Source organism: Archangium lipolyticum (assembly GCF_024623785.1).
In the GTDB taxonomy this organism is placed as follows: domain Bacteria; phylum Myxococcota; class Myxococcia; order Myxococcales; family Myxococcaceae; genus Archangium; species Archangium lipolyticum.
The window spans coordinates 234,290-259,832 of sequence record NZ_JANKBZ010000001.1 but is presented as its reverse complement, the minus strand read 5'-3'; the positions used below and the strand labels follow the sequence as shown (position 1 = coordinate 259,832).

Below are 25,543 nucleotides of genomic sequence, written 5' to 3'. Positions count from 1 at the left end.
AGAGACAGCGCCGTCGATTCAGGAGTGGATCTTCAATGGAGTACGAAGCCTCGTGTGCGAGCAGGGCCCGGAGTTCAGGGCCCGAAAGTTCTAACCACGGACGGGGCTCCGCGCAATCCCTGACTGGGAATTATCGGACGGGCACGGTGGCCGCGACGGCCGCCCGCGCCTGCCGGGCGAGCCGCCAGGCCCCCACCGAGGCCGCCAGCGCGGACACCATGGTCATCAGGAGCGCCAGGGCGATGTTGTGCAACGCCTCCTGGACTCCGATGAACAGCACGGAGGGCCCCTCGCTGGCCAGCGGGCCGACGTAGGCGCGCAGCAGGTTCATGATGCCCGTGATGAACCCCAGGCCCCCCGCGAAGAGCGTGAAGAGCCCGAGCGTGAGCATCAGCGGCACGTAGCGCGTGTCCGGACGCGTGGCGTAGCGCAGGCTCGTGCCCAGAAGTGCCAGCCCCGCGAGGAGCGTGGGATACATCCCCCAACCACCTGCCATGAGTGCTTCCGACATGGGACCTCCCTATGTGTGTGCCCGCTCGGACAACGGGCTCGCGGAAAGGTTCCAGCCCGGGATTCGATAGACCCTCACCCCGTCCCTCTCCCAGGGGGAGAGGGGATGGTGGCGCAGTGCTACTCCTCGGACGGCAGGGGCGAGCGGTTGCGCACCGGCACGGCCGGAGGCGCGGCCGTCACCGTCCGCGTCAGGGCCTGCGCGCTCAGGGCCGCGGCGCTGGGGGTGGGACGCGTCTTGTCGGCTCCTCCTTCCCGGGCGAATACCTCCTTGAGCGTCGCGATGCTGCCGAGCGCCGCCGTCGCCTCGTACGGGACGAACATCTTGTTGTCGCCCTTGCCCAACTCCTGCAGCGTCTCCATGTAGCGCAGCGCGAGCACCTCGGGGGTCGCTCCTCCACCGGAGTTGATGGCGTCGAACACCAGCCGCGTGGCCTCGGCCTTCGCCTCGGCGTCCAGCAGCGTGGCGCGCTTGCGGCCCTCGGCGCGGGCGACTTCCGCGTCGCGCTCGGCCTCGGCCCGGAGGATCCGGGAGATCTTCTCGCCCTCCGCCGAGAGAATGGCCGCGGCCTTGTCTCCCTCGGCCTTGGTGACCTCCGCGCGGCGCTCGCGCTCGGCCGTCATCTGCTTGGCCATCGCGTCCTTGATGGCGGCGGGCGGCTCGATCTCCCGCAGCTCCACCCGCGTCACCTTCACGCCCCACTTCTCGGTGGCCTCGTCCAGCACCGTGCGCAGCTTGGTGTTGACCGTCTCGCGGCTGGTCAGTGTCTGGTCCAGCGTCAGCCCGCCCATGATGTTGCGCAGGTTCGTCATGGTGAGCTGTTCGATCGCCAGCGCCAGGTTCTCCACCTCGTAGAGTGCCTTCGCCGGATCGACGACCTGGTAGTAGATGACCGAGCCGACCTCCATGGTGACGTTGTCATGGGTGATGACCTGCACGGTCTCGAAGCCCATGACCTGCTCGCGCATGTCCACCAGGTTGGTGCGGGTGTAGCGGTTGCCCACGCGCATCTCCATGGCGCGCGGCGAGTCGAGGAACGGGATGAGGACGTTCAGGCCGCTGTGCGCCACGTGGTGGAACTTCCCCAGACGCTCCACGACCATTACCTTGGCTTGCGGAACGATGCGCAGGCCCTTGATGAGGCCGAAGCCCACGGCCAGCGCGATGATGAAGAGGACTGCGGTACCCATCTAGCGACCTTCCTTCTTTTTCAAGGGAACCTCGAGGGCGGCGGAGGGGCGCCGCACCCATAGCTTCAGACCTTCCACCTGCTCGACGATGACGCGCTCCCCCTCCGCCACGGGACCCGCGAGCGAGCGCGCCGTCCAGAGCTCCCCGTTGATGCGCACCGTGCCCCCGTGCCCCTCGACGAGGGACTCGGTCACCACGGCCTCCTGGCCCAGCATGGCCTCCACGCCCGTCTTCATCTGCGTGGCGGTGCGCATGAAGGCCTTCTTGAAGAGGGTGCGCGAGGCACCGAAGAGGCCCAATGACACCAGGGTGAAGCTGGTGAGCTGGAAGTCGATGCCCAGCCCCAGGGCCGCCGAGAGGCTGGCGGCCAGCGCTCCCACGGAGAACCAGAGCATCACGAAGCCCGGGAGGGCGATCTCCAGTGCTCCCGCGAGGACCGCGGCGAGGAGCCACAACTGCCAGGCGCTGGGGATGAAATCCATGGGAATGCTCCTGTCCGGACAGAGCTTGCCACCGGGCCAGCGCGGCGCGCCACAACCCCCTGTCCGTGACGGACATTCCTCCACCACGTGAAGGGGGAGCGGGGTAGGCTCCCGGCGCCTCGCGGCAGCGGGTGGGCGGATACGGCATGCTGGCGCGTCTTCACAACGGAGAGGTGAAGTGATGGCTGGACGAGTCGAAGGCAAGGTGGCGCTGGTGACGGGAGCGGCGTCGGGGCTGGGCAAGGCGGCGGCGGCGATGCTGGCCCGCGAGGGCGCGCGCGTGGCGATCACGGATCGCAACGAGGCTGGGGCGAAGGAGGTGGCCGGCGCGTTGGGTGAGGCTGCCCGGGCCTGGAAGCTGGACGTGACGCAGGAGGCGGACTGGGTACGGGTGGTGGACGAGGTGGTGGCGACGTTCGGCCGCCTGGACGTGGTGGTGAACAACGCGGGCATTGGCGTGGCCAAGGACGTCGAGTCCCTATCGCTGGAGGAGTGGCGGCTCGTCCACGCGGTGAACCTGGACGGGGTGTTCCTGGGCTGCAAGCACGGCATCCGAGGCATGCGCAAGTGCGGCGCGAAGGGCTCCATCATCAACGTCAGCTCGGTGGCGGGTCTGATCGGCTCGGAGAACCTCGCGGCGTACTGCTCGAGCAAGGGCGGGGTGCGCCTGCTGACGAAGTCCGTGGCGTTGCACTGCGCGCGCAAGGGTTACGGCATCCGGTGCAACTCGCTGCACCCCACCTTCATCGACACGCCCATGGTGGAAGGCTTCGCGAGCCAGGGAGGCGACGTGGCGGCGGGGAAGGCGCGGCTCGCGAGAATGATTCCGCTCGGCCATATCGGTGAGCCTGACGATATCGCCTACGCGGTGGTGTACCTGGCCTCGGACGAGTCCAAGCTGATGACGGGCTCGGAGCTCGTCGTGGACGGTGGCACCACGGCGATGTGAGCAACCCCTCGACACGGAGCGCACCATGCCCTTCCTGGACGTCAATGGTACCCGTCTGTATTACGAGGACACGGGAGGCTCGGGAGAGCCCATCGTGTTCAGCCATGGCCTGCTGTGGAGCGGCCGGATGTTCGACAAGCAGGTGGCGGCGCTGAAGGACCGCTACCGCTGCATCACCTACGACCACCGTGGCCAGGGCCGGAGCGACGTGTGGAAGGTGGACACCGTGGACATGGAGACGGTGTACGCGGACGCGGTGGGACTCATCGAGAAGCTGGGCGTGGGGCCATGCCACTTCGCGGGGCTGTCCATGGGTGGCTTCGTGGGGATGCGGCTGGCGGCGCGGCGGCCGGACCTGCTGCGCTCGCTGATGTTGCTGGAGACCTCGGCGGACCCGGAGCCGGCGGAGAACGTGCCGCGCTACAAGCTGCTCAACTTCATCGCGCGCTGGCTGGGGCTCGGGTTGGTGACGAAACGGGTGATGCCGATCATGTTCGGCCGCACGTTCCTCGAGGATCCGGCGCGGGCGGCCGAGCGGGCCGAGTGGGAGCGCCGGTTGAAGGAGAACCGGCGCGACATCTGGCGAGCGGTGAACGGGGTCATCCGGCGGCGCGGCGTGTACGAGGAGCTGACGCGAGTGAAGACCCCCACGCTGGTGTTGGTGGGCGGTGAGGACACGGCCACGGTGCCAGCCAAGGCCGAGCGCATCCATGGAGCGATCCAGGGCTCGCGGCTGGTGAAGCTGCCGCGAGGTGGGCACACCTCGACGGTGGAGGAGCCGGAACTGTTGAACGCCGCGCTGGTGGAGTTCCTGGACGAGGTGTCATCGGGGCAGAGCAGGGTAGGCTGAAGAAGGGGGAGTGCGGAATGAGCACGCCGGAGTGGCTGGACCGGACGCGGGAGGTGCGTCCGGGAGAGGAGCTGGACGTCGCGTGGCTGGAGAAGTACCTGGCCGAGAAGGTGCCGGGGCTGACGGGGCCGCTCGTGGTGGAGCAGTTCCCGGGAGGGCACTCGAACCTGACGTACCTGCTGCGGATGGGCGACCGGGAGCTGGTGCTGCGCCGGCCGCCGTTCGGAGCCAAGGCGATCAAGGCCGGGCACGACATGGGCCGCGAGTACCGCATCCTCAGCGGGCTGCTACCGGTGTACCCGAAGGTGCCCCGGCCGCTGGTGTTCTGTGGTGAGAACGAGTCACCGATGGCCGTGCCCTTCTACGTGATGGAGCGGGTGCGCGGGGTGATCATCCGGGCGAAGCCGCCGAAGGGACTGGAGCTGACGCCGGAGCTCATGCGGAAGCTGTCGGAGAACTTCGTGGACAACCTCGTCGAGCTGCACGCGGTGGACTGGCGCGCGGCGGGGCTGGGGGAGATCGGAAAGCCGGAGGGGTACCTGGGCCGGCAGGTGGCGGGGTGGACGGAGCGCTACGGCAAGGCGAAGACGGACGACATCGCCGAGATGGAGCAGGTGGCGAAGTGGCTGGCGGCCCACCTCCCGAAGGAGCTGCCGCCGACGCTGATCCACAACGACTACAAGTACGACAACCTGGTGCTGGATCCGGAGAAGTTCCCGAGCATCCGGGCGGTGCTGGACTGGGAGATGGCGACAATTGGCGATCCGCTATCGGACCTGGGGATGGCGCTGGCGTACTGGGCGGAGGCGAAGGATCCACAGGAGCGGGTGGCGCTCCCGTTCGGGCTGACGATGCTGCCGGGCAACCTGACGCGCGAGGAACTGGTGGCGCGGTACGCGGAGAAGAGCGGACGAGACACGCGTGGGATCGCGTTCCACTACGTGCTGTCGCTCTTCAAGGTGTCGGTGATCGCGCAGCAGATCTACTACCGGTTCAAGCAGGGCCTGACGAAGGACGAGCGCTTCGCGGCGATGATCGTCGGGGTCCGGGTCCTGTCGAAGACGGCGGCGCGGGCCATCGAGACGGAGAGCATCCGTCCCTGAGTCATTCCTTGCGCTTGCGGCGCACGAGGAGGACAGCGCCCGCCAGGGGCAGCAGCATGATTCCTCCTCCCACCGTCACCACGGTACGCAGCCGCCAGGCCTTCCACGGTGGGGCGACCTTCTGGTTCCGCAGCCGCTCGAAGTCCGGCTCCGGGCAGCTCTGGCCGAACGACCAGTAGCCCTCGATGAGTGCCCCCTTCTGGACGTAGGTGCGCCAGAGGCGCTGGACCCGTTCTGGCTCGGTGCTCGAGGCGAACCGCGCCGCATGGCACAGGAGCATCGCGTACGCCTGGCTGCGCGGATGGAGCTGCTCCGCGGCCTGCTCGGCCAGATCCGCCGCCGTGGAGCGGTAGTGGAAGCGCGGAGAATGCGGCGGCCCGTGGGCGGCCAACCGTTCCTGCTCGGCTTGTGTGGTGAGCGGGATGTCCCCCAGCGCGGCCCGAGCCAGGGTGCTCTCATCGGGCTGATCCACCTCCCGATGCCAGGCCCCCACGTCGAAATCCCCATACGTCCAGGACCAGTCGGGCGCGGCCTCGGTGCCCATCAGCTCCATGCCGTGGGCGCGCGCGAGCTTCGCCGCGGAGTAGAGCGCTTGCGCCCGGGTCACGCTGTCCCACCAGGCGCCCCGGGCCCGCTCGAGCGCGTCCACGTACTGCCGCGCGAACTCCTCCCACTTCGTGCCCCGGAAGTAATCCAGGGCCTCCTGGCCACGTCCACTCCGCATCAGGCGCTTCCCGAGCAGCAGGCGCAGGCGCTCGTTCAGGCCCGGGCCTTCGCCGTTGCCTTCATAACCCCACGGGAAGAACCGTATCTCGGCCTGGCAGCGGTCCTTCGGATCGGAGGCGTGGGCCGCGACGAACCGCTGGAGCTCGTCCACCGTCAGCACGCGCTCGGCCACGTAGGCGATGTCCGGCCAGGAGCAGCTCGCCAACGAGAGCTCCGCCGCCTGGAAGAAATCGCCACGCATGAGCGCGAGGGCGGCTCGCTCTCCTTCCACGTGCGCTCTCGGGCGCCGCGGATGCGGCTCATCCTCGACCCTCCAGTCGTCCGCCTCTGGAATGCCTCGCGCGGCCTCCGCGAGGTACTGCTCCGCCGCGCTCTTGTCTCCCCGGCGCAGCGCCAGCTTCGCCTTCACCCAGGAGGCGAGAGGTGTCTGCTCCTGTCCGGCGAAGCGCTCGGCGAGCTCGAAGCGGCCCGCGCGCCACGCTCCCGCCGCCAGCCGGTCCGCCCCGGCCAGACCGGGCACGGACGCGAGCTCCTCCAACAGCCGGGCCAGGCGGCTGGGCGTTCCTGCTTCCGGGTCCGTCCACGACAACTCCTGCCCACGCGTCCAGGCATAGGTGGTGAGCAGGCGCTGCGCCAGTGGAGCCTGGAGCGCCCGCCGCAGGCGCGCCTCGTCAAAGGCGAGCGCCCGGGAGACCTGCAGCAGGGAGATCACCCCATTCGTGCTTCCGTGGGCCACCTGCTCCGCGTAGAGCTGGATGGCTCCCACGTCGTCGCCCTCGTCCAGCAGCACCCGGGCTTCCTCGCCGAGGCTCGCCAGGGCGAGACCCAGCGGATCCTCGAAGCCCTGGCGGACCAGCTCTCGCACCTCGGCGAAGCGCTGGCGGGCCTCCTGCGTCGACCCCGCCGTACGCCCCAGCATGAAGGCAGCGAAAGGAGAGAAACGGCGGCGCTCCTCGGCGGGCAGCGCGAGCACCTCGAGGAATCGGGCACGGGCGTCCTCCCAGCGCTTCTCATGGAAGGCCTGGGCGCCGGACTGGTACAGCTCCGTCTCACGGGTGCCACCGCCCACCCGGGCACCTTCCGGCTCATTCGGGCCCTCGACCACGGGAAAGGCCTCCGCCGGCTTCGGCACCAGCAGCGCGACCTCATGCGCGAAGAGACCATCCGGCAGCTCCGCGAGTGTCGCGGCCCGATTGTGCAGCAGCTCGGGTGGGAAGTCGGGGCCGCAGGCACGAGCGCGGCGCACGGGAGCGAATGACGCCAGGACGACCAGACACACCAACAGATTACGGAGAGGCAATGGCCACCTCGGATCCCCGCACGAAGCCGATGACCCGGCGTTCGCCGACGCGCAGGCGGGGAGGCGTGCGCGCCACGAGTGAGGTCCCTCGCGCGGTGTAGCCACTCACGCCGTCGAGGACCTCGAGATTTCCAGAAAGGGTGAGGCGCGCGGGAGCTTCCGCATCCACGCGGCCGGTGTTCTCGAGGACGATGTCCAGCGTGCCCCCGCCCGCGTCCACCAGATGCGGGAAGAAACGTGTGTCGAGCGCTTCGCCCCGCACCACCGCCGCGAGCGTGGGGAGGCTCCAGGCCTCGGGGTCGCCGCGATGGCCGAGCCGGAACCAGATGACGCCCGTCACGCCCGCCACGGGGTGCTCGCGGAGCCCAGAGAGGAACCGGGCCACGTCCCGAGGCTCCGCGGACAGGCGTGTCCCATCGCGCAGACGCACGCGGTAGGTGGGGAGTGCCACGTGGAAGGAGCGGCTGGTGGCCTTCGACCAGGCCTCGACGAAGCCTCGGGCTTCCTCGGGAGTGAAGAGCGTTGGTGCGCGCACCGCGTGCACCTGGAGGACGACATCATCGGGGATGGATGCCAGGCGGGGGAGCGCGGGAGAAGAAACCCAGGTGGGGAGCGCCGTGATGGAGAGTGCCAGGTCTCCGAGCGCCGTTCGTTCGCGAGCCAGCCAGTCCGCGTAGCCAGCCAGTGCCATGGTGGCACAGTCATGATCGATCTCGACGCCGCGCACGCGGACGCCCCTGGCCCGCCAGGCACGGGCATGCGTGGCGACCTCCTGGAGGGAGATGCCCTCGAGCGGCGCGGTGCCGTCCACCCGCATCACGGCGACCACCTCGCGGCCACTCCGGGCCAGGGAGTCCACATCCACCGCCACGTCCACCGGTGTGCGAGCGGACCCCGAGCGTTCCCGGGCCAACACCCGGAGCGCCCCCATTTCCGAGGGGGCCTGGGTGACGGCCTGGACCAGCTCCGGGCTCCAGGCGCGTTGCCAGACATAGGCCTCGTGGACGAGAGCCCGAGGCGGCAGCTCACCGCCGCGAGAGCAGGCGAGGCCGAGCACGAAGAGAAGCACGCCCATCCACCGCGCCGGAGAGAACCGTATCCGGAGCCCCCGAGGGAGGGTCATCTGACGCCCATGAAACATCATCACCATCCTAGCGCGGCGGGGAGACACGCAACCCCCTCTCCCTCCGGGAGAGGGCTGGGGTGAGGGTATCCGTCCTCCAGGCTGGAGCCCGTGTAAATCCCCTCTCCCTCTGGGAGAGGGTCAGGGTGAGGGTCTGGATCAGACGTCCCAGGTTCCAACCCGGGTGCACACTCCGCGAGAAGGTCAAGCCGCTGGATCTCACTTGAAAAGTGACGTGACACAACGGGTAGACACAACATACCTACCGGGGCGGGCCTTCCGCCTGAACGGCCGCTCAGTAGCTTGGCGAGCGTGTACGCCGAGCTGGTCTGCCGGTCGAACTTCTCGTTTCTTCGCGGGGCCTCGCACCCCGAGGAGCTGATCCAGGCGGCGGCCGAGCTGGGCCTGCCGGCCGTGGCATTGGCGGATGGGGATGGGCTGTACGGGGCGGTGAAGGCGCACCTGGCGGCGAGGGAAGCGGGAATCAAGTACCTGCTGGCAAGCGAGCTGACGCTGCTGGATGGGCCGCCGGTGGTGCTGTACGCGCAGGACGCGAGCGGCTACGCGAAACTCAGCCGGCTCATTTCGAAGAGCCGGATGATGCACCCGAAGGGGGAGGCGGGGCTGCCCTGGCGAGAGCTGGCCGAGGACAACCAGGGGCTCCTGGCGCTCCTGCCGTTCCCGGTGCCAGCGGAGCAGGTGGCGCCGTTGGCCGAGGCCTTCCGGGAGCGCTTCTACGTCGGCGTGAGCCGCTCGCTGTCCTCGGGAGACGAGGCGAGGGTGGCGCGGTCGAAGGCCCTGGCGAAGGCGCTCGGAGCCCCGCTGTGCGCGCACAACGACGTGCACACGCACCACCGGAGCCGCCAGCCGCTACAGGACGTGCTCACGGCCATCCGGTACAAGACGACGCTGGGGCAGTTGGGGACGAGGCGGTTGCCCAACGCGGAGCGGACGTTGAAGGGGCCGGAGGAGATGGCGCGGCTGTTCGCGGACTGCCCGGAGGCGCTGGAGCGCACACTGGAGCTCGCGAGCCGCTGCAACGCGACGCTGGATGGGCTGCGCTACCACTTCTCGGAGCAGGACCTGCCGCAGGGGCACACGACCTCGAGCTGGCTGCGAGAGCTGACGTACCAGGGGCTCCAGGTGCGCTACCCGGGAGGAGTCCCGCCCGAGGTGGTGAAGCAGATCGAGCACGAGCTGAAGCTCATCGCGGCGTTGGACTTCGCGGGGTACTTCCTGGCGATCTGGGACATCGTCCGGTTCGCGCGCTCGCGGGGGATCCTCTGCCAGGGGCGGGGGAGCGCGGCGAACTCGGCGGTCTGCTACGCGCTGGGCGTCACGGCGATCGATCCGGTGAGGATGGGGCTGCTCTTCGAGCGCTTCCTGAGCATGGAGCGCAAGGAGCCGCCGGACATCGACGTGGACTTCGAGCACGAGCGGCGCGAGGAGGTGCTGCAGTACGTCTACGAGAAGCACGGCCGGCACCGGGCGGGCATGGTGTGCGAGGTCATCTGCTACCGGGGACGGCTGGCGCTGCGCGAGGTGGGCAAGTCGCTCGGGCTGTCGTTGGATCAGGTGGATCGGCTGGCGAAGGTGGCGGGCTCGCACGGCGGTGAGATGTCGACGGAGCTGCTGAAGGAGGTGGGGCTGTCGGAGGAGGACCGGCGGGTGCGGCAGACGCTGGCGCTGGCGCGGGAGATCGAGAGCTTCCCGAGGCACCTCTCCATCCACGTGGGCGGGTTCGTGATCACACGCGAGCCGCTGGTGGAGATGATCCCGGTGGAGAACGCGGCGATGAAGGGCCGCACGGTGGTGCAGTGGGAGAAGGACGACCTGGAGGCGGTGGGCGTCCTGAAGGTGGATCTGCTGGGGCTGGGGATGCTGACGGCGCTGGCCAAGTGCCTGGCGCTGATCAAGGAGCACCACGGGCGCGAGCTGTCGCTGGCCACGATTCCGGCGGAGGATCCCCGGGTCTACGACATGCTGTGCAACGCGGACTCGATCGGGGTGTTCCAGATCGAGAGCCGGGCGCAGATGAACATGCTGCCGAGGCTGAAGCCGCGGTGCTTCTACGACCTGGTGGTGGAGATCGCGCTCATCCGTCCGGGGCCCATCGTGGGAGACATGGTGCACCCGTACCTGCGGAGGCGGGAGGGGAAGGAGCCGGTGGAGTACCCCTCGGAGGACGTGCGGAAGATCCTCCAGAAGACGCTGGGGGTGCCGCTCTTCCAGGAGCAGGCGATGAAGCTGGCGATGGCGGTGGCGGGCTTCACGCCAGCGGAGGCGGACGGGCTGCGGCGGGCGCTGTCACACAAGCGCGCGGAGGAGCGGCTGGGGCCCTTCCATCAGCGCTTCGTGGAGGGCGGAGTCGCGCGGGGGTACACGCCCGAGTACGTGGACACGCTGTTCCGCCAGTTCCGAGGCTTCGCACACTACGGCTTCCCGGAGAGCCACTCGGCGAGCTTCGCGCTGCTGGCGTACGCGTCGTCGTGGCTGAAGTGCCACTACCCGGCGGCGTTCACGACGGCGTTGTTGAACTCGCAGCCGATGGGCTTCTACGCACCGCACACGCTGGTGGGGGACGCGCAGCGGCATGGGGTGGAGGTGCGGGGCGTGGACGTGAACCACTCGGGGTGGGACTGCACGATGGAGGAGGGCGGGGCGCTGCGGCTGGGGTTGCGGATGGTGCGAGGGCTCCAGGAGACGACGGGGCGGCGCGTGGAAGCGGCGCGGCGGGACGGACGGTTCACGAGCCTCGGGGAGATGGCGCGGCGGACGCGGGTGCCCCGGCACGAGCTGGCGCGGCTGGCGCTGGCGGGGGCGCTGGGGAGCCTCTGCGGCTCGCGGCGGGACGCGCTGTGGGAGATCCAGGCGCTGGGCCCGCTGGAGGAGACGGACCTGTTCTTCGGGATGGCGATGGACGGGACGCAGGTGGAGCTGCCGCGGATGAACGTGGCGGAGCGGGTGAGCACGGACTTCGAGACGGTGGGCCTGTCCCTGGAGAAACACCCGCTGGAGCTGTTGCGCCCGGCGCTGCGCAAGCGCGGCGCGGTGACGGCGGCGGGGCTGGAGCGGGTGCGTGCGGGGGCGCGGGTGGCGGTGGGCGGCATGCTCATCTGCCGGCAGATGCCGCCCACGGCGAAGGGGTTCTGCTTCCTGTCACTGGAGGACGAGACGGGGATCGCGAACCTGGTGGTGCCACCGGACGCGTACGCGCGGTTCCGCAAGGACATCCACGGCGCGCTGTTCCTGGTGGGGCAGGGGACGCTGGAGAAGACGGGCAAGGTGACGAACGTGAAGGTGCAGCAACTGGAGCCGATCGCCTCCGCGCTCCCGGGCTGAAGCCCGTGTATGCCCCCTCTCCCTCTGGGAGAGGGCTGGGGTGAGGGTCTTCCTGCCCTCAGAATGTACCCGTGAGCCCCATCGCCGCACCGCCGGGCAGGGCACCCAGCATCGGGCGCAGCCGGACGGTGCCCGCGCTCGTGTCCGTGGGCGGCGGGGAATCGAACGAAGCGGAAAGCTCATACCCCACGACGGAGCCAACGAGGGGGGCAACCGCGGTGAAGAGCATGCTCAAGAACAGGGGCGCCCAGGGGTTCTCGAGTCGCGAGGCTCCATAGATGGCGCCGACGCCCGCGGCCGCCCCCGTGATCGCTCCCAGGAGCGCACCGAGGAAGTACCCCCGGCCTCCCGTCAACCGTCCTCCCAACCAGACTCCCAACGGCAGTCCGAGAGCACCGAGGGTCAAGCCCACCACTCCTGCGCCAATCTGGCAGCGCTCGATCCGAGAGTCCTCGGCCGCGGACTGACAGGCGAGGACGGCCACCCCGGTGGCGATGCTGAGGGCGAAGGGCACTCCCAGTCCCAAGCCGAACTCCGCGAGGATGCGCGCTCCGGTGGATCTCGGCTCCTTGACGTACCGGGGTGGTGTCGCGGACGCGGGGTCCTCGAGAAGCCGGAGCGGCGCGGCGGGCTCCGTTCCCGGAACATGGGCCGGGGCGGGAGGCGCTCCGTCCCCGAGCTCCTGAGCACGCACGGCCTCGGGTGTGGCGAGGACCAGCGCCAGGAAGAGGGTCGGAAGGGAAAACCACTTCATCCGTAGGGAACGAGGGTTTTGTGCCATGCGTGAATGAATTGCAATGACAGTGCCCCGATGGATCTTCTCTCGTGGGACGTGGAAAAGGACACCCGGTTTGCGCACGGTGGCGGCGGCGTGTGCAGGGCGCTGCACATGGCCGCGCAAGCGCCTCTCCATCGAGAGCAGCCCGACTCAGTGGACGACGAGCCGGGCTCGCTGGGCGGCCGGACGCACTCGCGCCGTGGTTCCCGCGTTGAAGGCGAGGAAGTCCTCCTCCACGCCATCGCTGAAGATGACGCCGCCCGAGGGCATCCGCGACTCCACCTGCAACTCCTGCTCCTCGCTGACGAAACCGCCCACCATGCTGGCCGCCGAGTGCCGGCTGATGAAGGGCTCGCGCACCACGAAGGCCAGCCGCGGGTCCTCCCAGGCGAACCGCCACGGCTCTCCCGGTTCGCCCCCCGTGGCCTCCGTGAGCCCTCTGGCGAACGTGAACACCGAGGACAACCAGCCGCTCGAGCCCGCTCCCGTGGAGACGATGATGCCGCTGGAGGACTGGGACTCGGCGCGGCGTTCGTAGTGCAGGGTGTAGCGGGCCGAGACGTGGGTGCGCGCTCCGAGGAACAGGTCATTGAACCCGAGCAGCCGCTGGCCATCGCTCAGCACCACCTCGGCGAGCGTCACCTCGCGGAAGCGGGCGCGCTCCTCGAGCACGTGGCGCACCGCCACCCGCGCCGCGTCCACGCCGAAGGGCAGCAGCACGCCGTCGAAGCGCGACGGGTCCGGGTTGACGCCGACGAGCGGCTGCGAGCCCACGTACTTGGCCACGTTGGCCACCAGGCCGTCCTGGCCCACCGTCACCACCAGCTCCTTGCCGGTGAAGAGGAAGGTGGGCACCAGCGCCCGGTCCACCTGCTGCACTGGCAGGCCGAGCGCCAGGTGCTTGTGCAGCACATCGAGGGAGCGCCGGTAGATGTCATCCTCGCGGGCGTAGTCCTCGAAGTCCTGACCGGCGTGTTCCAGGTAGAAGCGCGCCTGCGAGCGCGTGTTGAAGCGCTCGACCAGCTCGGCGAGCCGCGTCTTCCGGGTGACGAGGACGATCTTCTCGTACATGGCGCACCTACTTGGAGGAATTCGAGAGCAGCGAGCGCAGCAGGTCCGGGGACATGTTCAGCTCGCCGATTTTCTGCGCGTTCTCCGCCATCTCGCGGAAGGCGAGGGCGATGTTGAGCTTGGGATCGCTCCCGCCGCCGGCGGCGGCCATGAGCACCTTCCAGTCCACAGTCCGCACTGGGGCGAGCGTCTTCTCCAGCGCGTAGGCCTTGGCCTCGGCGGCCTTGCGCTCGTTCTCGCTCCAGCGGTCCATGAAGGAGGCGCGCTGCTCCTCCACGGCGATGTCCGCGGCGATCTGCGCCTCGCGGATCTGCCGCTTGCCGGCCTCCACGGACAGCTCGGTGGCGATCTCGCTCTCCTTGATGCGCCGCTCCTGCTCCACGGCGGCGTTGCGGCGGGCGTAGATGGCCTCGTCCGCGCGCCGTTGCAGGGCCTCGCGCGCCTCGGCTTCGAGGGCCCGTGCCATCTCCGGGGTGGGGCGGGTCGAGAGGAGCGCGAAGCCCTGCACCTCCACGCCGAGCATCCGCACCGCCTCGGTCTCGCGCAGCGCCGCGAGCACCTTGCCCTCGATGGTGGCCGCGCTCACCAGGACCTCACGCAAGGACATGGACTGCACCACCGTGCGGGCGCGCACCTGGGCGATCTGGACGAGCCGCTCCTCGAGCTTCGAGGGATCCTCGGAGGCGTACTCGCCCGAGGGTTTGATCGAGTAGTCGAGCAGACCGGACAGCAGCTTGGGGTCCGCGACACGGTAGGTGAGCTGCCCCTGGAGGGTGACGGCCTGGAAGTCCTGGGTCACCTCGTTGAAGACGAAGGGCACGTCCGAGCTGGACAGGGGCACGGCCACCACGGTGGTGGTGGGAGCCCAGTAGAAGAAGGAGAGGCCGGGTCCCTCCCGCTTCACCCGGCCGTCCTTGAACTGCATCACGTACGTCGTCGGCGGCGCCTTCATGTAACGGATGGACATGGCCCTTCCCCTCTTCATCTTGGTGTTTCCAGGACACCAACATAGTGTCAAAAATACACTCGTGCAACACGAAACGGATCCGTGGATGCTCCCTCTCCCTCTGGGAGAGGGCTGGGGTGAGGGTCTTCCCCAGGAGGTGGGAGATTCGCGTAGGCTCAGGGGATGCAGCGCATGAGGAGCAATCCTGCCTACTCGTTACTGGTTCTCCCACGTGAGCGGCGGCGCTCGCGAGTAGGCGCGCTGGCCCTGATGGCGCTAGTGCTCCTTGGCGCGTGTGCCACGGGGGCTCCTACTGGCGGACGGCTGGCGGTGAACCGCGATCAACCGTCAGCGCTGCGAGAATCTCCGGAGCGGCGGGACCGATCAGCGGTGCCACGCGGCGACGAGGACGACAATGTCGCCCGTGTTTTCGCCAGGTTGCCCACGGACTTCGAGCCGGTACGGTTGGGGGAATCGGAGTTCAAGGCCGCGTTGGTGACACTGGTGCTCGGCATGCCGCTGCGTGTGGCCACCTCTGCCCCTGTGTTCCCGAGCCGAGGGCTGGCGTCGGGCTCTGTTGACTCGTGCGGAGAGGCGGTGCCGCCGGACCTGGCGCGGTCCTATGGGCTGCTTTGCGAGCGGCGTGGCACTCCGGGTGATTGTCTCACCCTGCTTGACGATGGGCCTCACCTGCAATCTGACGACAGGCGTGCCATTGCCTTGGCTCTAGCCGTGGGCCCAGCGTTGGAAGGCCTGGATGCGGAAGTGCGGGCCATGCTCGACCCCACACGGGTGCTGGCCACCGTGAGCATCGCCATCACGGGATACATGGCGCTCTTGCTGGCGCCCGAGCCCGTCTCGAAAGGTGTGGCCGCCGCGTTTACCGTGCTGTTGTGGGGCTATCTCGGGTTCGAGTTCTTCGAGCTGATCCAGGCCTATGCGCAGCTCTCCGAGGATGCAGCGCGGGCTTCCACCTTCGCTGAGCTGCGCGAAGCAGGTGAGCGGTTCGGCCGGGTCATTGGTCCCAACAGTGTGCGAATTCTCGTCCTGGTGGGGACCGCGGCGGTGGGCGAAACCGCGGCGCTCGTCTCCAAGGCCCCGAAGCTTCCGGGCTTTGGGCAATCCTTGCGTGCAGTAGAGGCCAACACGGGCTTGCGACTGGTGGATGCGACAACCGGTATCGAGCGGATCATCGTCTCCGTGCCCGAGGGGACAATCCGTGTCGTTCTGGCGTCTGACGTTGTAGCGATGGCTGCTCAGGGCGGGGGTGGTGGGCGTTCCACCGGGACTGGGGGCAAGCTCCTTCTCAATGGGCACAGGGCTTGGCGTTCTCACAGTGGTATCACGAAGGCGTTGGGCTCGCCGGGTAAGGGCAACCGGTGGCATCACATCGTCGAGCAGCACAAGGAAAACATCAAACGTTTTGGACCAGAGGCGATTCACAACACCGAGAATGTCATCCCTCTCGAAGAGGGATTGCACGGAGACGTGAGCGCCTTCTATTCGTCAATTCGCGAAGGAGTCACCGGCTCCGACAAATTGACGGTGCGGAAATGGATTTCCACTCAGCCATACGAGGCTCAGCGGCAGTTTGGGCTGGAAGCCATCGATAAAATCAGGAGAGGCATTTGGAGGGTCCGATGAAGACGTTGGACGATCTGGTGGAGAAGTTTGCCTACCACACAGCAGAACAGACAGATGCTATTTTCCGAGGGGATGCCAGAACTGGCAACAGGCACGCCAAACAGCGGGTCGCCGCGTTCAAGATGCTGCGTGCGCATGGGGACGTGGGGCGGGATGCACTCGTCAGATTGTTCACTCATTCGCGAATGGATGTGCGGGGAATGGCCGCCGTCTACCTGCTCCGTCATCGGACATCAGAGGCCAGGGCCGTCTTGCAAGAGATAGCAAACGGCGAAGGATTGGCGGCCTTTGAGGCATCAGAGGCCTTGAAGCGGTGGGAAGAGGGGACCTGGGCCTTGGATCCCGCCGAAGAGTGACCTCAGGCCGAGGCGGATGGCTCTCCGCCCGGTTCTGTCTCGTAGACGCGTGTGACGCTAAGGTGCCGTCATGGATCGTCTTCTTCGGAGAGCCAGGCGGATGCTGTTGATGCTGTTGGTGACGCTGGTCATCGGATACGTGGGCCTGTGCGTCCTGGTGTTCCTGAATCAGCGGCACCTGCTGTTCCCGGCGCCGCCAGGGGCCCGTGAACCGGAGCTGCCCGGGGCCTCGCTCCTGCGGATTCCCGGACCGGAGGGCTCGACGGCCTACGCCTTCCACATGCCCGCGCCCGAAGGAGCGCCCACCGTGGTGCACTTCCATGGCAATGGCGAGCAGCTCGCGGACACGGAGTGGCTGGCGCGGCGCTACCAGGAGGCGGGACTTGGCTTCTACGCGGTGGAGTTCCCGGGCTACGGGCTCGCAGCGGAGCAGGGGCCTTCCGAGGAGGGCGCCTACGCCGCGGCGGAGACCGCGTTGGCGCACCTGTACCGGGAACTGGGAGTGCCTCGGGAGCGCACGGTGCTCCAGGGACAGTCGCTCGGGTCGGGCGTGGCGGTCGAGATGGCGAAACGGGGTCACGGCGTGCGGCTGGTGCTCATCACGCCGTACACCTCGATCGTGGACATGGCGGCGAAGGTCTTCCCATGGCTGCCTGTGAGGCTGCTCGCGAGGGACCGGTTCGACAGTGCGTCCAAAGCCCCCGGGCTGAAGCTGCCGGTGCTCATCGTCCACGGGACTCGGGATGAGATCATCCCCACGGACATGGGGCGGCGGATGGGAACCCTGTTTCCGAACGTCACTGTGCGTCTCGTTGAAGGCAGGCGCCACAATGACATCCTCGGCCTGCCCGAGACTCTCCATGAGCTGACGGAGTTCGCTCGAGACGGAGTGCTGTAAACAGATTGAAACCACAAGTCCCAGAGTTCACCCTGAGACATACCGGTATTGCTCGATTTTTACGTTAATTCCGTTTTGCTTTCTATTCGGGCCAAGGAGTGTTCATATGCTGCCTCCGCATTGACCGCTGTCCCACCCGGAGGTCGTTTGCCATGAAGAGAGTTCTTGCTGCCGCGCTCGTCGTGACCGTTTCCGCATGTGGCGGTGAACAAGGGAACGAGTGGAGTGGCGTGGAAGACATACATTCTGAGACGCTGTCGGATACGAGCGCCAGCCTGGCCCAGCCCTCGCCCGCCTTCATTCCAACGCCTACCGGCCCCTGTCCCGAGTTCCAGGAGGGGACGCTGACCTTCCGGCCGGCGGGCATCCCGGCCCGTTCCGTTCGCATCTGGATGTCGGATGCGGCCAGGACGTTGGATGGTCCGCTCGTCTTCTACTGGCACGGCACGGGCAGCCAGCCGACGGAGGCCAGCACGGGCATTGGCACGACGCAAATCGAAGCCATCAAGGCCATGGGCGGTATCGTCGCGGCGCCAGCACGTGATCCCGCCGCGGGGACCTTCCCCTGGTTCTATGTCTCGTCTACGTCACGCGATGATGACTTCCGCGTGGCGGACGAAGTCCTGGCATGTGCCATCCAGAAGGTCGGCATCGATGTGCGCCGCATCCATAGCATGGGTATGAGCGCGGGAGGTCTGAACACCACGCACATGAGCTACCGCCGCTCTGGATACATCGCGAGCGTGGCGACCTACTCGGGTGGAAGGACCTCCACCATCCCGACCCAGGATCCAACGAACAAGTTCGCCGCCATGATCTTCCACGGCGGACCATCCGACCAGGTCGTCATCAATTTCCAAACGGTGAGCCAGAACTACTACAACGATCTGAAGTCCAAGTCCCAGTTCGCCATGCTGTGCAACCACGGCAGGGGGCATACCATCCCAACGGACGCGCGTGCGGCGGTCTGGCAGTTCCTCCAAGCCCATCCCTTCGGCACCGTCCCATCCCCCTACGCGGGTGGGCTCCCGAGCACCATGCCGTCCTACTGCCAGCGCTGAGCCGCCGGGAGCACGAGGCTCACCGCACCGTGCTCCCCGTCACTTCCCGTCCATCGATAGTCGTCATGGTCCTCCAGGGATGTCTCTCCACTGGCAGCCAAGGGACATGGGGTTCAATTCCTGTCCTCAAAAGAAACGAGCTGGATCTGGTTCAGTGAAAGACCGAGACAGCCATGCATGGTGCCGTAATCATCTCGGGTGATGACGATGCCTGGGGATGAGTCGGGTAGCTTGTTCAAGCCATCATACGTGTGACAACGCCGCAGAAGGGGAGTTTGCCTCCTTGTGGGTAGCGGATTTCGTTGTATGGATGACGACCGCAGTGTCTCCTGTCCAGGCCTGCCCGTAGCGGCGCGTATCCGAGGGCAGAGTGCCCACGTCTCTCTGGTCTGGAGCAATGCTGGGGAGTGCATGCGAACTGCGCAGGGCTTCCTCTGTCCGGCGTTTCTATTCATGGAGCTGTACCTCCCCGATGTCATTGTAGATTATGATTGGCTAGATCGGCTTAGCCAGATCTCCAGATCTTGGATTGTCAAAACTCAAAGGTGCTCCTGGTACATAAATGGTTTCCTCCTCAGCACTTCCCAGCATGCCAATCCATGGACTGTTACGACGCACTACTTTGCGTTCGCTTTGTCCTTGTTTCTCCGATCTAATGGTCGACATTTTTTCTTGTGCATGAATGACCGTTCCAGTGCCTTTGACGATTTCAAGCCGGCCCAATGGTTCGTTTGTCTCTGGATCTAGAAGAGTTTCAGATGCGAGAGTGTAGATCAAGAATCTTTGCCCCTGCTTTACGCCATCTATCAAGCCTCGGTTTATGACGACTGTGTATTCATCCAGCACTGCCGCGACGGTTGCAGGGAAGGAACGTGCGTTGTCTTTGTTAGGTGTTTGCATTGGTTGGTCCTTGAGTGATTTGGGTGAGGAATGGATGGCTGAGATAGGGTTTTGTGCGAAGAGTATCCAGTGTTTGTCTGTTGTTTTGTAGAAGCTTATTGGCGATGTCGTCTTGCCCAGGGAGAAGGTTCGTCAGTGTTGCTTGAATGCGTTTGTCGTCTTGTATTACTGATATATACCCATGGCCAATCAGTCGCTCGAAGCCATCTTGATCGACGTAGCTAAACGATACTGCCATCCCCCCGAGAAAGAGGTCGGATGCTTCCAGAAGGATTATGGTTTGATGGACACCCTTGGTGGTCTCGATTTTCTTGCAAAGTATTGCTCGAGGAATTTGTTGCTTTTGGTTTTTTATTGTTTCGATTAGGTTTTGTGTGGTGTTGTTGAGTTCTTTGTTTGTGTCGATCAGTGCTTTGGTTAGAATGGCAAAGAGCAATGCCAAGCCGGAGAGAATGGTTACTGCAATGGCAATTGAGAGCTTTATTTCTGTTTCTGGCTTCCAGGCCCATGCGACCAGTGCAATTGCCAGGCCAATCAGTCCAACTGCGACGCCGTTGACGCTTATGAATGCATTCCAGAGCGCGGACGAAATCCCGTTTGTTTTCATGGGCTTAGTCTGCTGGGCTTCTACTGTGCTGAAGTGAGTTTGGATTGTAGTGCGTGCCGATACACGTGTACATGGGATGTCCTCTGTAGGTTACGAAACGAGCAGCCGCGAGTCGTCCAAATCCATGTCGGCGAGCTGGTCCACGCCGTTGCGCATGAGCCGCCGCGCCGCCGCCAGGGTCCTCGGGCCGTGCCCGTTGTCCAGGCACCACTGCGCGTGCTCCACCAGCAGTGCCAGTTCGTAGGTTCGGCCGAGCGTCAGGGAGAACCGCCGTGCTCCGGCCTCCACCTCCGCCGGGTTCTCCATCGCCTTCATCACCCACGACCGCGCCTTCTCCAGCGCATCCTGCGCCGCCGCCACGCACGGCCGCAGGCCCGCGTCCTTCGCCGTGCCCAGCCTCCGCTCCGCGTCCGTGTACAGCGCCTCCAGCGCGCCCCCCTTCGCCATCGCCCTCAGCGTGTCCAGCGAGAGCACGTTCGTCGTCCCCTCCCAGATGGACAGCACCTGCGCGTCCGCCAGCACCCTCGGCACCCCCGTGTCCTCCACGTAGCCCGCTCCGCCGAAGCTCTCCACCGCCTCCGACGTTACGTGCACCACCTGCCGTCCCGTCGTCAGCTTCGCCAACGGCGTCACCAGCCGCTGCAACAGCAGCTCCTCCTCCGTCGCCGTCTTCGCCTCCAGCTTCCCCAGCAGCTCCGCCGCCCGGAACGCCAGCAGGAAGCCTCCGTGGAACTCCGCCTCCAGCCCCGCCAGTGTGTCCACGTGCAGCGGCTTCTCCGACAGCCGCGCTCCGAACTGCACCCGCTTGCTCGCGTAGTCCCTCGCCAGCGCCAGCGCCCTCCTCATGCTCCACGCGGCGCCCATCGCGTTCCACGTCCGCGTCACGTTCAGCATCCACGCCATGTTCCGGATGCCGTCCGTCAGCCCCGCCACCGGCGTGGCCAGCGTCCCGTCCAGCGTCAACTCCGCCGTCGGCACCTTCCTCGTTCCCAGCTTGTCCTTCAGCCGGTTGATCTGGATTCCATTCAGACTCCCGTCCGGATTCCGCGTCTCCACGTAGAAGATCGCCAGCCCCTTGCCCCCGGGTCCGTTCCCCTCCGGCCTCCCCAGCGTCAGCGCCATCTGCGCCGTCGTCGCCGAGGTGAACCACTTCGTCCCGTACAGTCGCCAGCCCTCGGGCGACTTCCGTGCCTGCGTCTGCGTCAGCCCCACGTCCGAGCCGCCCGTCCGCTCCGTCATCCACTGTCCCGACGTCCAGAACGACTCGGGCTTCCTCGACGTCAGGTGGGGCAGGGCGCGGTCGATCAGCTCCGGGTTCCCCAGCGACAGCAGCGTCCGCGCCGCCCCGTCCGTCATCGCCAGCGGGCACGAGTAGACGTCCAGTGACGGCTGCACCAGGTAGTTCAGCGCGAACTGGTGGATGCGCGAGAGCTCGCCGTTCTTCTGCTCGTAGGCCACCGCCACCAGGCCCCGTCTCGCCGCCAGCGCCTCCGCTTCCTTCCACAGCGGTGATACCTCGATGTGGTCCACCCGGTGGCCCCACGCGTCCCATTGCGTCAGCGCCGGCTCGTTCAGCCGGTCCCTCTGCTGGAACTCGTAGAAGTACCTGCCTCCCAGCTCGCCCAGCTCGCGGAACTCGTTCTCCAACCCGGCCCGCATGTCCCGCGGCAGTACCCGGGCGAGATAGCTCCGGAGCAGGGCGTCATCGTCATACTGGTTCCCAAGCCTCGGCGGTTCCTGGAAGAAGCTCATGCCCGTCAAGCTAGCACCGAGCCAGCACCGGAGGAGCCTGCTACACTCGGCCCATTCAACCCGGAGCAAGCATGGCCGAGCAGCGGAGGCCGGGGGCGACTCCCCCCGGATTCGAGCCCCCCGAGTTCCAGACCGATACGAGCCGCACCGTCACGCCCCGGGAGACCCCCGCGGCCTCCGGTCCGAACGTGCTGGCCTCTCCACCCCGGCCCCGGGCTTCCACCGGGCCCAACCCCGCGGCTCCCGGCGGTCCCTCCCGGCCCCCGGCCCAGGGCGCTCCCCCCGAGCGCCGTCCCGTCGGTCCCAGTCCCTTCCTCGAGCGCCGCAATCCCTCTCCCGAGGAGCGCCGCCGCATCGCCCAGCTCCCCACCGAGCAGCTGCCTCCCGTGCCCTCCGAGCAGCGCCGCCCGGCCCCGCCCGTTCCCAACAGTGGGGAACTGCCCTCCGTCATCGTCGAGCCGCAGCCTCGCCGCGCGGCTCCGCCCGTGCCGAGCATCGATCTGCCCTCCGTCCCCGCCGAGATGCGCCGCGCGTCGGCCCCGCCCGTTCCCACCGCGGAGCTGCCTCCCGTCCCCGCCGAGCTGCGCCGTCCCGCCCCCGGCGCCTCGGGCCCCCCCCGGATGACCGGCACCCAGCGCCGTTCCGCCGTCGCCGATGGAGGGGGCGCGCCCCAGGGCTCCCGCTTCTGGCCCTCCCAGCCCCGCTCGCTCGAGGAGACGGGCCTCACCGCCACCATGGTCGAGGAGCTCGTCCTCAAGGCCATCTTCTTCGCCGGCGAGATGCGGGGCATGGACATCGCCAACCGCCTCAAGCTGCCTTCCTCCGTCATCGAGGACATCCTCGAAGGGCTTCGTCGCCAGAAGTACATCGACATCCGCGGCGGCGGTGGCTCCGGCGTCGGCAAGTCCACGATGATCTACCAGCTCACCACGTTCGCCACCGACGTGCTGCGGCAGATCCTCGATCGCAACCGCTACAACGGCCCCGCTCCCATCTCCCTCCAGGAGTGGGTCGACGCCGTGAAGAAGCAGACCGTCCGCGGCAACCGCATCACCCGCCAGCGGATGCTGGACAAGTTCGGCGACCTCATCATCCGCGACTACATCTTCGATGGCATCGGCCCCGCCATGAACTCCGGCCGCGCCATCTTCTTCTACGGCCCCCCAGGCAACGGAAAGACGGCCATCTGCCAGGGCATGGTCAACTGCTTCGACGGGGACATCTTCATCCCCCACGCCATCCTCATCGACGACTTCGTCGTCCGCATCTACGACAGCAACCTCCACAAGCCCGTCGAGGAGGACGACAACTCCCAGCCCTATGACCGGCGCTGGGTCCGCTGCCGCAGGCCCCTCGTCGTCGTCGGCGGTGAGCTCACCCTCGAGATGCTCGACCTCGTGTACTCCCCAGAGGTCAAGTACTACGAGGCTCCCTTCCAGATGAAGGCCATCAACGGGATGCTCCTCATCGACGACTTCGGCCGTCAGAAGGTCTCCCCCAAGGACCTCCTCAACCGGTGGATCGTTCCCCTCGAGAGCGACATCGACATGCTCACGCTCCACACCGGCAAGAAGGTCCAGGTCCCCTTCGACGTCTTCGCCGCCTTCTCCACCAACCTCGAGCCCAGTGATCTCGTCGACGACGCCTTCCTCCGCCGCGTCCGCTACAAGCTCGAGGTCCAGCCCCCCGATGAGGAGCTGTTCCATCAGATCTTCGAGGTCATGTGCTCCAAGCGCGGCGTCCCCTACGACGCCGACATGGTCCAGTACCTCATCGACACCCATTACAAGCCCGTCGGCCGCCGCTTCGCCGCCTGCCAACCTCGTGACTTGCTCGATCAGATGATCGACATGGCCCACTACCGCGGCATGCAGCCCCAGCTGGACCAGGACCTCATCGATTCCGCCGTCCGGAGTTATTTCGTCCGGTTCGACAAGGGGAAGTGAGGCGCGGGGTGGGGGAAGACCCTCACCCTAACCCTCTCCCAGAGGGAGAGGGGATTTCGCGAAGGGCCCCCACGGGGACGGCTCCAGCCACTTGCGCACCTCGTCCACGTGGACGTTCGACAGGACGTCCACGATCGACAGCCCCACCACGAAGCGCTCCCCCTTCCGGCCCTGGTCGTACGCCGGGTAGCGGAACTTCTGCCACAGCAGCTTCACCCCCGCCTCCCGGAACGGGCCCGGCTTCAGGTACAGCGAGCCCACCGCCGAGTAGTACGTGTCCATCCCCAGTTGCGTGCAGTACGCCACCAGTCTCCCCGTCTTGTCCGGGTGCGACCGGTCCAACGGTGAGGCCAGCTCCACTCGCGGCTTCAGCCCCAGCGGCTCGTAGAAGAGCGCCATGCTCGCCAGCAGCGTGCGCAGCAGTGAGCCCGGTCCCCCCTCCCTCTCCGCCTCCGCGTAGAAGCCCTCCAGCCTCGGCAGCACCTGGCTCCGGAAGTAGGGTCTCTTCCCGTACAGCATCGTCAGCGTCGCCAGGTGCTTCCGTGTCCACGGTTGTCCCGTGTCCACCGCCAGCTCGGAGATCCTCGTGTCCCGGTGCGCTCCCTCCAGTGGAATCGTCAGCCACTGGAACGCCGGCTCCGTAGGAGCGGGCAGGGGAGCCCCCGGTGGCAGGGCCACTCGTGCCCTCCGCTGCCACCCCCTCCTCAGCCACTGCACGTTGTCCAGCACCAGCAGTGTGTCCGCTCTCGCCACCTGCTCGTAGAAGTCCAGCCACGGCAGGTAGTGTGGTTGCTCGGCGACCAGGACGCCCGCGTGCTCGCTCACGGTTCGTCACTGTAGCCCGCGCTTCCGAATCGTCGGAAGATGAGGTGTGTCCCGCTCCCGCTCCCGCCTGCCATTCGCCCTTGCCGTCGCGGCGAGCGTCCTGCTTCACGTCTTCCTCTTCCTGTGGCTCCGCGAGGCGCCTCCCCCCGCGCCGGTTCCGGCCAGGACCGTCGTCGAGCTGGAGTTCCACGAGGTGACCCGGCCCTCCGCCCCCACGGCCCAGGCCCCCGCTCCTCCTCCCGCGCCCTCCAGGAAGCGGACCCGGCGCGCGCCGGGCTCCCAGTCCGCTCCGGTGGCTCCCCAGGCGTCCCAGGCTCCGGAGACTCCCGCTGCGCCCGGCGCCTCCGCGCCCCTGGCTTCGGATGTGCCCTCCGCTCCCGGGGCTCCGGCGTCCGATTTCCCCGTTCGCAGCGGCTCCCTGCTTCCGCGCATGCTCCCCAATGCCTCGGCACAGGTCGCTCCGGGAGCCGCGTCGGAGGAGCCGGGGACTGGCCCCGTGGGGACCCGGCTGCACGCCCCCGCCCCCAAGTCTCCCGATGCGGCGCTGCGTGAGCTCGTCGCCCAGCAGAAGGTGCACAGGGGCTTCGTGCACGGTTACTTCGGCGAGCTTCAGGACGTGTTGCTCGCCGCCTGGCGCGCCACCGGGACCTCCTCGCGGCGCAAGTCGGGCCGCACCTGTGAGGTCGAGGTCCGCCTCGTCCAGGCTCCCTCCGGCAGGCTCCTCCAGGCCTCCGTCGTCTACCCCTCCTGCGACCCCAGCATGGACCAGGAGGTGCTCGCCGACCTGCGCTCCGCCGCCGAGTCCCTCCCGGTTCCTCCTCGGGACCTGGTGGGGCACCGCGACTCCCTCAGCAGCGTCTTCCGCTTCTCCTTCGAGCCTCCTCCCACCCTCCCGCCGCTCCGGTTCGACGTCGTGGACCTGGTCGACCGCAAGGCCATCCCCAAGTTCAACCCCAAGCGCGTCAAGCTGGTCTCCGCGGAGTAGGGGCGGCGCAGGGGCCGCGCGGCTGCTCGCCTGCCTGAACAGACGTCAGGTGGAATACTCCCTCTCTCCAATTCCAGGGGGAGTGTTTCCGACCCGGGTCATCGCGACCACCCCAGCGCTCGTGAACGTCACGGGAACGTCCTACACATGGCATTTATAAGGCCGGGTCGTTCGCTGGTGGCACGACCGGCCAGGGC

General features: G+C 67.2%; 22 protein-coding genes. 10 read left to right on the top strand and 12 right to left on the bottom strand.

All coding sequences use genetic code 11. The features are described from left to right. Nucleotides 1-130: 130 nt before the first annotated feature. The 3 genes from NR810_RS00925 to NR810_RS00915 form a co-directional block, all read right to left on the bottom strand. Nucleotides 131-478 (bottom strand): hypothetical protein, encoded by a 348-nt coding sequence (locus tag NR810_RS00925; RefSeq protein WP_257446327.1) that lies wholly within the window; start codon nucleotides 476-478, stop codon nucleotides 131-133. A 152-nt stretch (nucleotides 479-630) separates the two neighbouring features. After that, the gene (locus NR810_RS00920) at nucleotides 631-1,701 is read right to left on the bottom strand and encodes an SPFH domain-containing protein (RefSeq protein WP_257446325.1); all 1,071 of its coding nucleotides are present in this window, start codon (nucleotides 1,699-1,701) and stop codon (nucleotides 631-633) included. Beyond that, nucleotides 1,702-2,184 (bottom strand): NfeD family protein, encoded by a 483-nt coding sequence (locus NR810_RS00915; RefSeq protein ID WP_257446322.1) that lies wholly within the window; start codon nucleotides 2,182-2,184, stop codon nucleotides 1,702-1,704. A gap of 181 nt (nucleotides 2,185-2,365) precedes the next feature. On the opposite strand from NR810_RS00915, the gene NR810_RS00910 reads away from it, so the two are divergent. From NR810_RS00910 to NR810_RS51945, 3 genes are read left to right on the top strand one after another with little or no spacing between them, the layout of a single operon-like run. Beyond that, complete coding sequence (locus NR810_RS00910) at nucleotides 2,366-3,133, top strand: glucose 1-dehydrogenase (RefSeq protein WP_257446320.1); 768 nt, start codon at nucleotides 2,366-2,368, stop codon at nucleotides 3,131-3,133. Nucleotides 3,134-3,158: 25 nt separating this feature from the next. Further along, nucleotides 3,159-3,983 (top strand): alpha/beta fold hydrolase, encoded by an 825-nt coding sequence (locus tag NR810_RS00905; protein WP_257446317.1) that lies wholly within the window; start codon nucleotides 3,159-3,161, stop codon nucleotides 3,981-3,983. A 17-nt stretch (nucleotides 3,984-4,000) separates the two neighbouring features. Further along, entirely contained in the window at nucleotides 4,001-5,086 is a 1,086-nt protein-coding gene (locus tag NR810_RS51945) for a phosphotransferase family protein (protein ID WP_306817757.1), read from the top strand. A 1-nt stretch (nucleotide 5,087) separates the two neighbouring features. Here NR810_RS51945 and NR810_RS00895 read toward each other — a convergent pair whose 3' ends face one another. Together NR810_RS00895 and NR810_RS00890 are read right to left on the bottom strand one after the other, a co-directional pair. Further along, entirely contained in the window at nucleotides 5,088-7,112 is a 2,025-nt protein-coding gene (locus NR810_RS00895) for a hypothetical protein (RefSeq protein ID WP_257446314.1), read from the bottom strand. Beyond that, on the bottom strand, nucleotides 7,099-8,187 hold the full coding sequence (locus tag NR810_RS00890; RefSeq protein WP_257446311.1) for a DUF3142 domain-containing protein: 1,089 nt from the start codon (nucleotides 8,185-8,187) through the stop codon (nucleotides 7,099-7,101). The genes NR810_RS00895 and NR810_RS00890 overlap by 14 nt, the downstream gene beginning before the upstream one ends. Nucleotides 8,188-8,547: 360 nt before the next feature. Here NR810_RS00890 and NR810_RS00885 point away from each other — a divergent pair, with 360 nt between their 5' ends. After that, complete coding sequence (locus NR810_RS00885; RefSeq protein WP_257446309.1) at nucleotides 8,548-11,577, top strand: error-prone DNA polymerase; 3,030 nt, start codon at nucleotides 8,548-8,550, stop codon at nucleotides 11,575-11,577. Nucleotides 11,578-11,635: 58 nt separating this feature from the next. On the opposite strand, the gene NR810_RS00880 is transcribed toward NR810_RS00885, so the two are convergent. The 3 genes from NR810_RS00880 to NR810_RS00870 all read right to left on the bottom strand — a co-directional run bounded on the left by NR810_RS00880 (nucleotide 11,636) and on the right by NR810_RS00870 (nucleotide 14,393). Further along, complete coding sequence (locus NR810_RS00880) at nucleotides 11,636-12,331, bottom strand: hypothetical protein (protein ID WP_257446306.1); 696 nt, start codon at nucleotides 12,329-12,331, stop codon at nucleotides 11,636-11,638. Nucleotides 12,332-12,505: 174 nt separating this feature from the next. Then, on the bottom strand, nucleotides 12,506-13,426 hold the full coding sequence (locus NR810_RS00875; RefSeq protein WP_257446303.1) for a diacylglycerol kinase catalytic domain-containing protein: 921 nt from the start codon (nucleotides 13,424-13,426) through the stop codon (nucleotides 12,506-12,508). A 7-nt stretch (nucleotides 13,427-13,433) separates the two neighbouring features. Continuing rightward, a complete protein-coding gene (locus tag NR810_RS00870; RefSeq protein ID WP_257446301.1) occupies nucleotides 13,434-14,393 on the bottom strand; it encodes an SPFH domain-containing protein in 960 nt (319 codons plus the stop codon). A 171-nt stretch (nucleotides 14,394-14,564) separates the two neighbouring features. On the opposite strand from NR810_RS00870, the gene sitA5 reads away from it, so the two are divergent. From sitA5 to NR810_RS00850, 4 genes are all read left to right on the top strand, one after another. Continuing rightward, complete coding sequence (sitA5, locus tag NR810_RS00865) at nucleotides 14,565-16,016, top strand: SitA5 family polymorphic toxin (protein ID WP_456062025.1); 1,452 nt, start codon at nucleotides 14,565-14,567, stop codon at nucleotides 16,014-16,016. Next, nucleotides 16,013-16,372: a DUF2019 domain-containing protein gene (locus NR810_RS00860; RefSeq protein ID WP_257446294.1), complete on the top strand. Its 360-nt coding sequence runs from the start codon at nucleotides 16,013-16,015 to the stop codon at nucleotides 16,370-16,372. Before sitA5 ends, NR810_RS00860 begins: the two co-directional genes overlap by 4 nt. 70 nt (nucleotides 16,373-16,442) lie before the next feature. Further along, nucleotides 16,443-17,270 (top strand): alpha/beta hydrolase, encoded by an 828-nt coding sequence (locus NR810_RS00855; RefSeq protein WP_257446292.1) that lies wholly within the window; start codon nucleotides 16,443-16,445, stop codon nucleotides 17,268-17,270. Nucleotides 17,271-17,500: 230 nt separating this feature from the next. Further along, the gene (locus NR810_RS00850; protein ID WP_257446289.1) at nucleotides 17,501-18,331 is read left to right on the top strand and encodes a hypothetical protein; all 831 of its coding nucleotides are present in this window, start codon (nucleotides 17,501-17,503) and stop codon (nucleotides 18,329-18,331) included. Between the two features lie 495 nt (nucleotides 18,332-18,826). Here the strand turns inward: NR810_RS00850 and NR810_RS00845 are convergent, their stop codons facing one another. From NR810_RS00845 to NR810_RS00835, 3 genes are all read right to left on the bottom strand, one after another. Further along, nucleotides 18,827-19,231, bottom strand: a complete 405-nt coding sequence (locus NR810_RS00845; RefSeq protein WP_257446285.1) for a hypothetical protein — start codon at nucleotides 19,229-19,231, stop codon at nucleotides 18,827-18,829. Further along, entirely contained in the window at nucleotides 19,218-19,838 is a 621-nt protein-coding gene (locus tag NR810_RS00840) for a hypothetical protein (protein ID WP_257446283.1), read from the bottom strand. The genes NR810_RS00845 and NR810_RS00840 overlap by 14 nt, the downstream gene beginning before the upstream one ends. Before the next feature lie 90 nt (nucleotides 19,839-19,928). Continuing rightward, on the bottom strand, nucleotides 19,929-21,590 hold the full coding sequence (locus NR810_RS00835; RefSeq protein ID WP_257446280.1) for an acyl-CoA dehydrogenase family protein: 1,662 nt from the start codon (nucleotides 21,588-21,590) through the stop codon (nucleotides 19,929-19,931). A gap of 71 nt (nucleotides 21,591-21,661) precedes the next feature. On the opposite strand from NR810_RS00835, the gene NR810_RS00830 reads away from it, so the two are divergent. Beyond that, nucleotides 21,662-23,536, top strand: coding sequence for an ATPase (locus NR810_RS00830; protein WP_257446277.1), 1,875 nt, complete (start codon nucleotides 21,662-21,664; stop codon nucleotides 23,534-23,536). A 27-nt stretch (nucleotides 23,537-23,563) separates the two neighbouring features. On the opposite strand, the gene NR810_RS00825 is transcribed toward NR810_RS00830, so the two are convergent. After that, nucleotides 23,564-24,361: a WbqC family protein gene (locus NR810_RS00825; RefSeq protein ID WP_257446275.1), complete on the bottom strand. Its 798-nt coding sequence runs from the start codon at nucleotides 24,359-24,361 to the stop codon at nucleotides 23,564-23,566. A 46-nt stretch (nucleotides 24,362-24,407) separates the two neighbouring features. Here NR810_RS00825 and NR810_RS52545 point away from each other — a divergent pair, with 46 nt between their 5' ends. Further along, the gene (locus tag NR810_RS52545; protein ID WP_257446272.1) at nucleotides 24,408-25,346 is read left to right on the top strand and encodes a TonB C-terminal domain-containing protein; all 939 of its coding nucleotides are present in this window, start codon (nucleotides 24,408-24,410) and stop codon (nucleotides 25,344-25,346) included. Nucleotides 25,347-25,543: the final 197 nt, after the last annotated feature.

What these genes read in the sequence shown, in the direction of transcription:
- NR810_RS00890 (WP_257446311.1), bottom strand. Translation starts at nt 8,187, where the DNA reads ATGGGCGTGCTTCTCTTCGTGCTCGGCCTCGCCTGCTCTCGCGGCGGT.
- NR810_RS00860 (WP_257446294.1), top strand. Translation starts at nt 16,013, where the DNA reads ATGAAGACGTTGGACGATCTGGTGGAGAAGTTTGCCTACCACACAGCA.
- NR810_RS00875 (WP_257446303.1), bottom strand. Translation starts at nt 13,426, where the DNA reads ATGTACGAGAAGATCGTCCTCGTCACCCGGAAGACGCGGCTCGCCGAG.
- NR810_RS00880 (WP_257446306.1), bottom strand. Translation starts at nt 12,331, where the DNA reads ATGAAGTGGTTTTCCCTTCCGACCCTCTTCCTGGCGCTGGTCCTCGCC.
- NR810_RS00855 (WP_257446292.1), top strand. Translation starts at nt 16,443, where the DNA reads ATGGATCGTCTTCTTCGGAGAGCCAGGCGGATGCTGTTGATGCTGTTG.
- NR810_RS00840 (WP_257446283.1), bottom strand. Translation starts at nt 19,838, where the DNA reads ATGAAAACAAACGGGATTTCGTCCGCGCTCTGGAATGCATTCATAAGC.
- NR810_RS00870 (WP_257446301.1), bottom strand. Translation starts at nt 14,393, where the DNA reads ATGTCCATCCGTTACATGAAGGCGCCGCCGACGACGTACGTGATGCAG.
- NR810_RS51945 (WP_306817757.1), top strand. Translation starts at nt 4,001, where the DNA reads ATGAGCACGCCGGAGTGGCTGGACCGGACGCGGGAGGTGCGTCCGGGA.
- NR810_RS00920 (WP_257446325.1), bottom strand. Translation starts at nt 1,701, where the DNA reads ATGGGTACCGCAGTCCTCTTCATCATCGCGCTGGCCGTGGGCTTCGGC.
- NR810_RS00845 (WP_257446285.1), bottom strand. Translation starts at nt 19,231, where the DNA reads ATGCAAACACCTAACAAAGACAACGCACGTTCCTTCCCTGCAACCGTC.
- NR810_RS00910 (WP_257446320.1), top strand. Translation starts at nt 2,366, where the DNA reads ATGGCTGGACGAGTCGAAGGCAAGGTGGCGCTGGTGACGGGAGCGGCG.
- NR810_RS00835 (WP_257446280.1), bottom strand. Translation starts at nt 21,590, where the DNA reads ATGAGCTTCTTCCAGGAACCGCCGAGGCTTGGGAACCAGTATGACGAT.
- NR810_RS00915 (WP_257446322.1), bottom strand. Translation starts at nt 2,184, where the DNA reads ATGGATTTCATCCCCAGCGCCTGGCAGTTGTGGCTCCTCGCCGCGGTC.
- NR810_RS00905 (WP_257446317.1), top strand. Translation starts at nt 3,159, where the DNA reads ATGCCCTTCCTGGACGTCAATGGTACCCGTCTGTATTACGAGGACACG.
- sitA5 (WP_456062025.1), top strand. Translation starts at nt 14,565, where the DNA reads ATGAGGAGCAATCCTGCCTACTCGTTACTGGTTCTCCCACGTGAGCGG.
- NR810_RS00925 (WP_257446327.1), bottom strand. Translation starts at nt 478, where the DNA reads ATGTATCCCACGCTCCTCGCGGGGCTGGCACTTCTGGGCACGAGCCTG.
- NR810_RS00830 (WP_257446277.1), top strand. Translation starts at nt 21,662, where the DNA reads ATGGCCGAGCAGCGGAGGCCGGGGGCGACTCCCCCCGGATTCGAGCCC.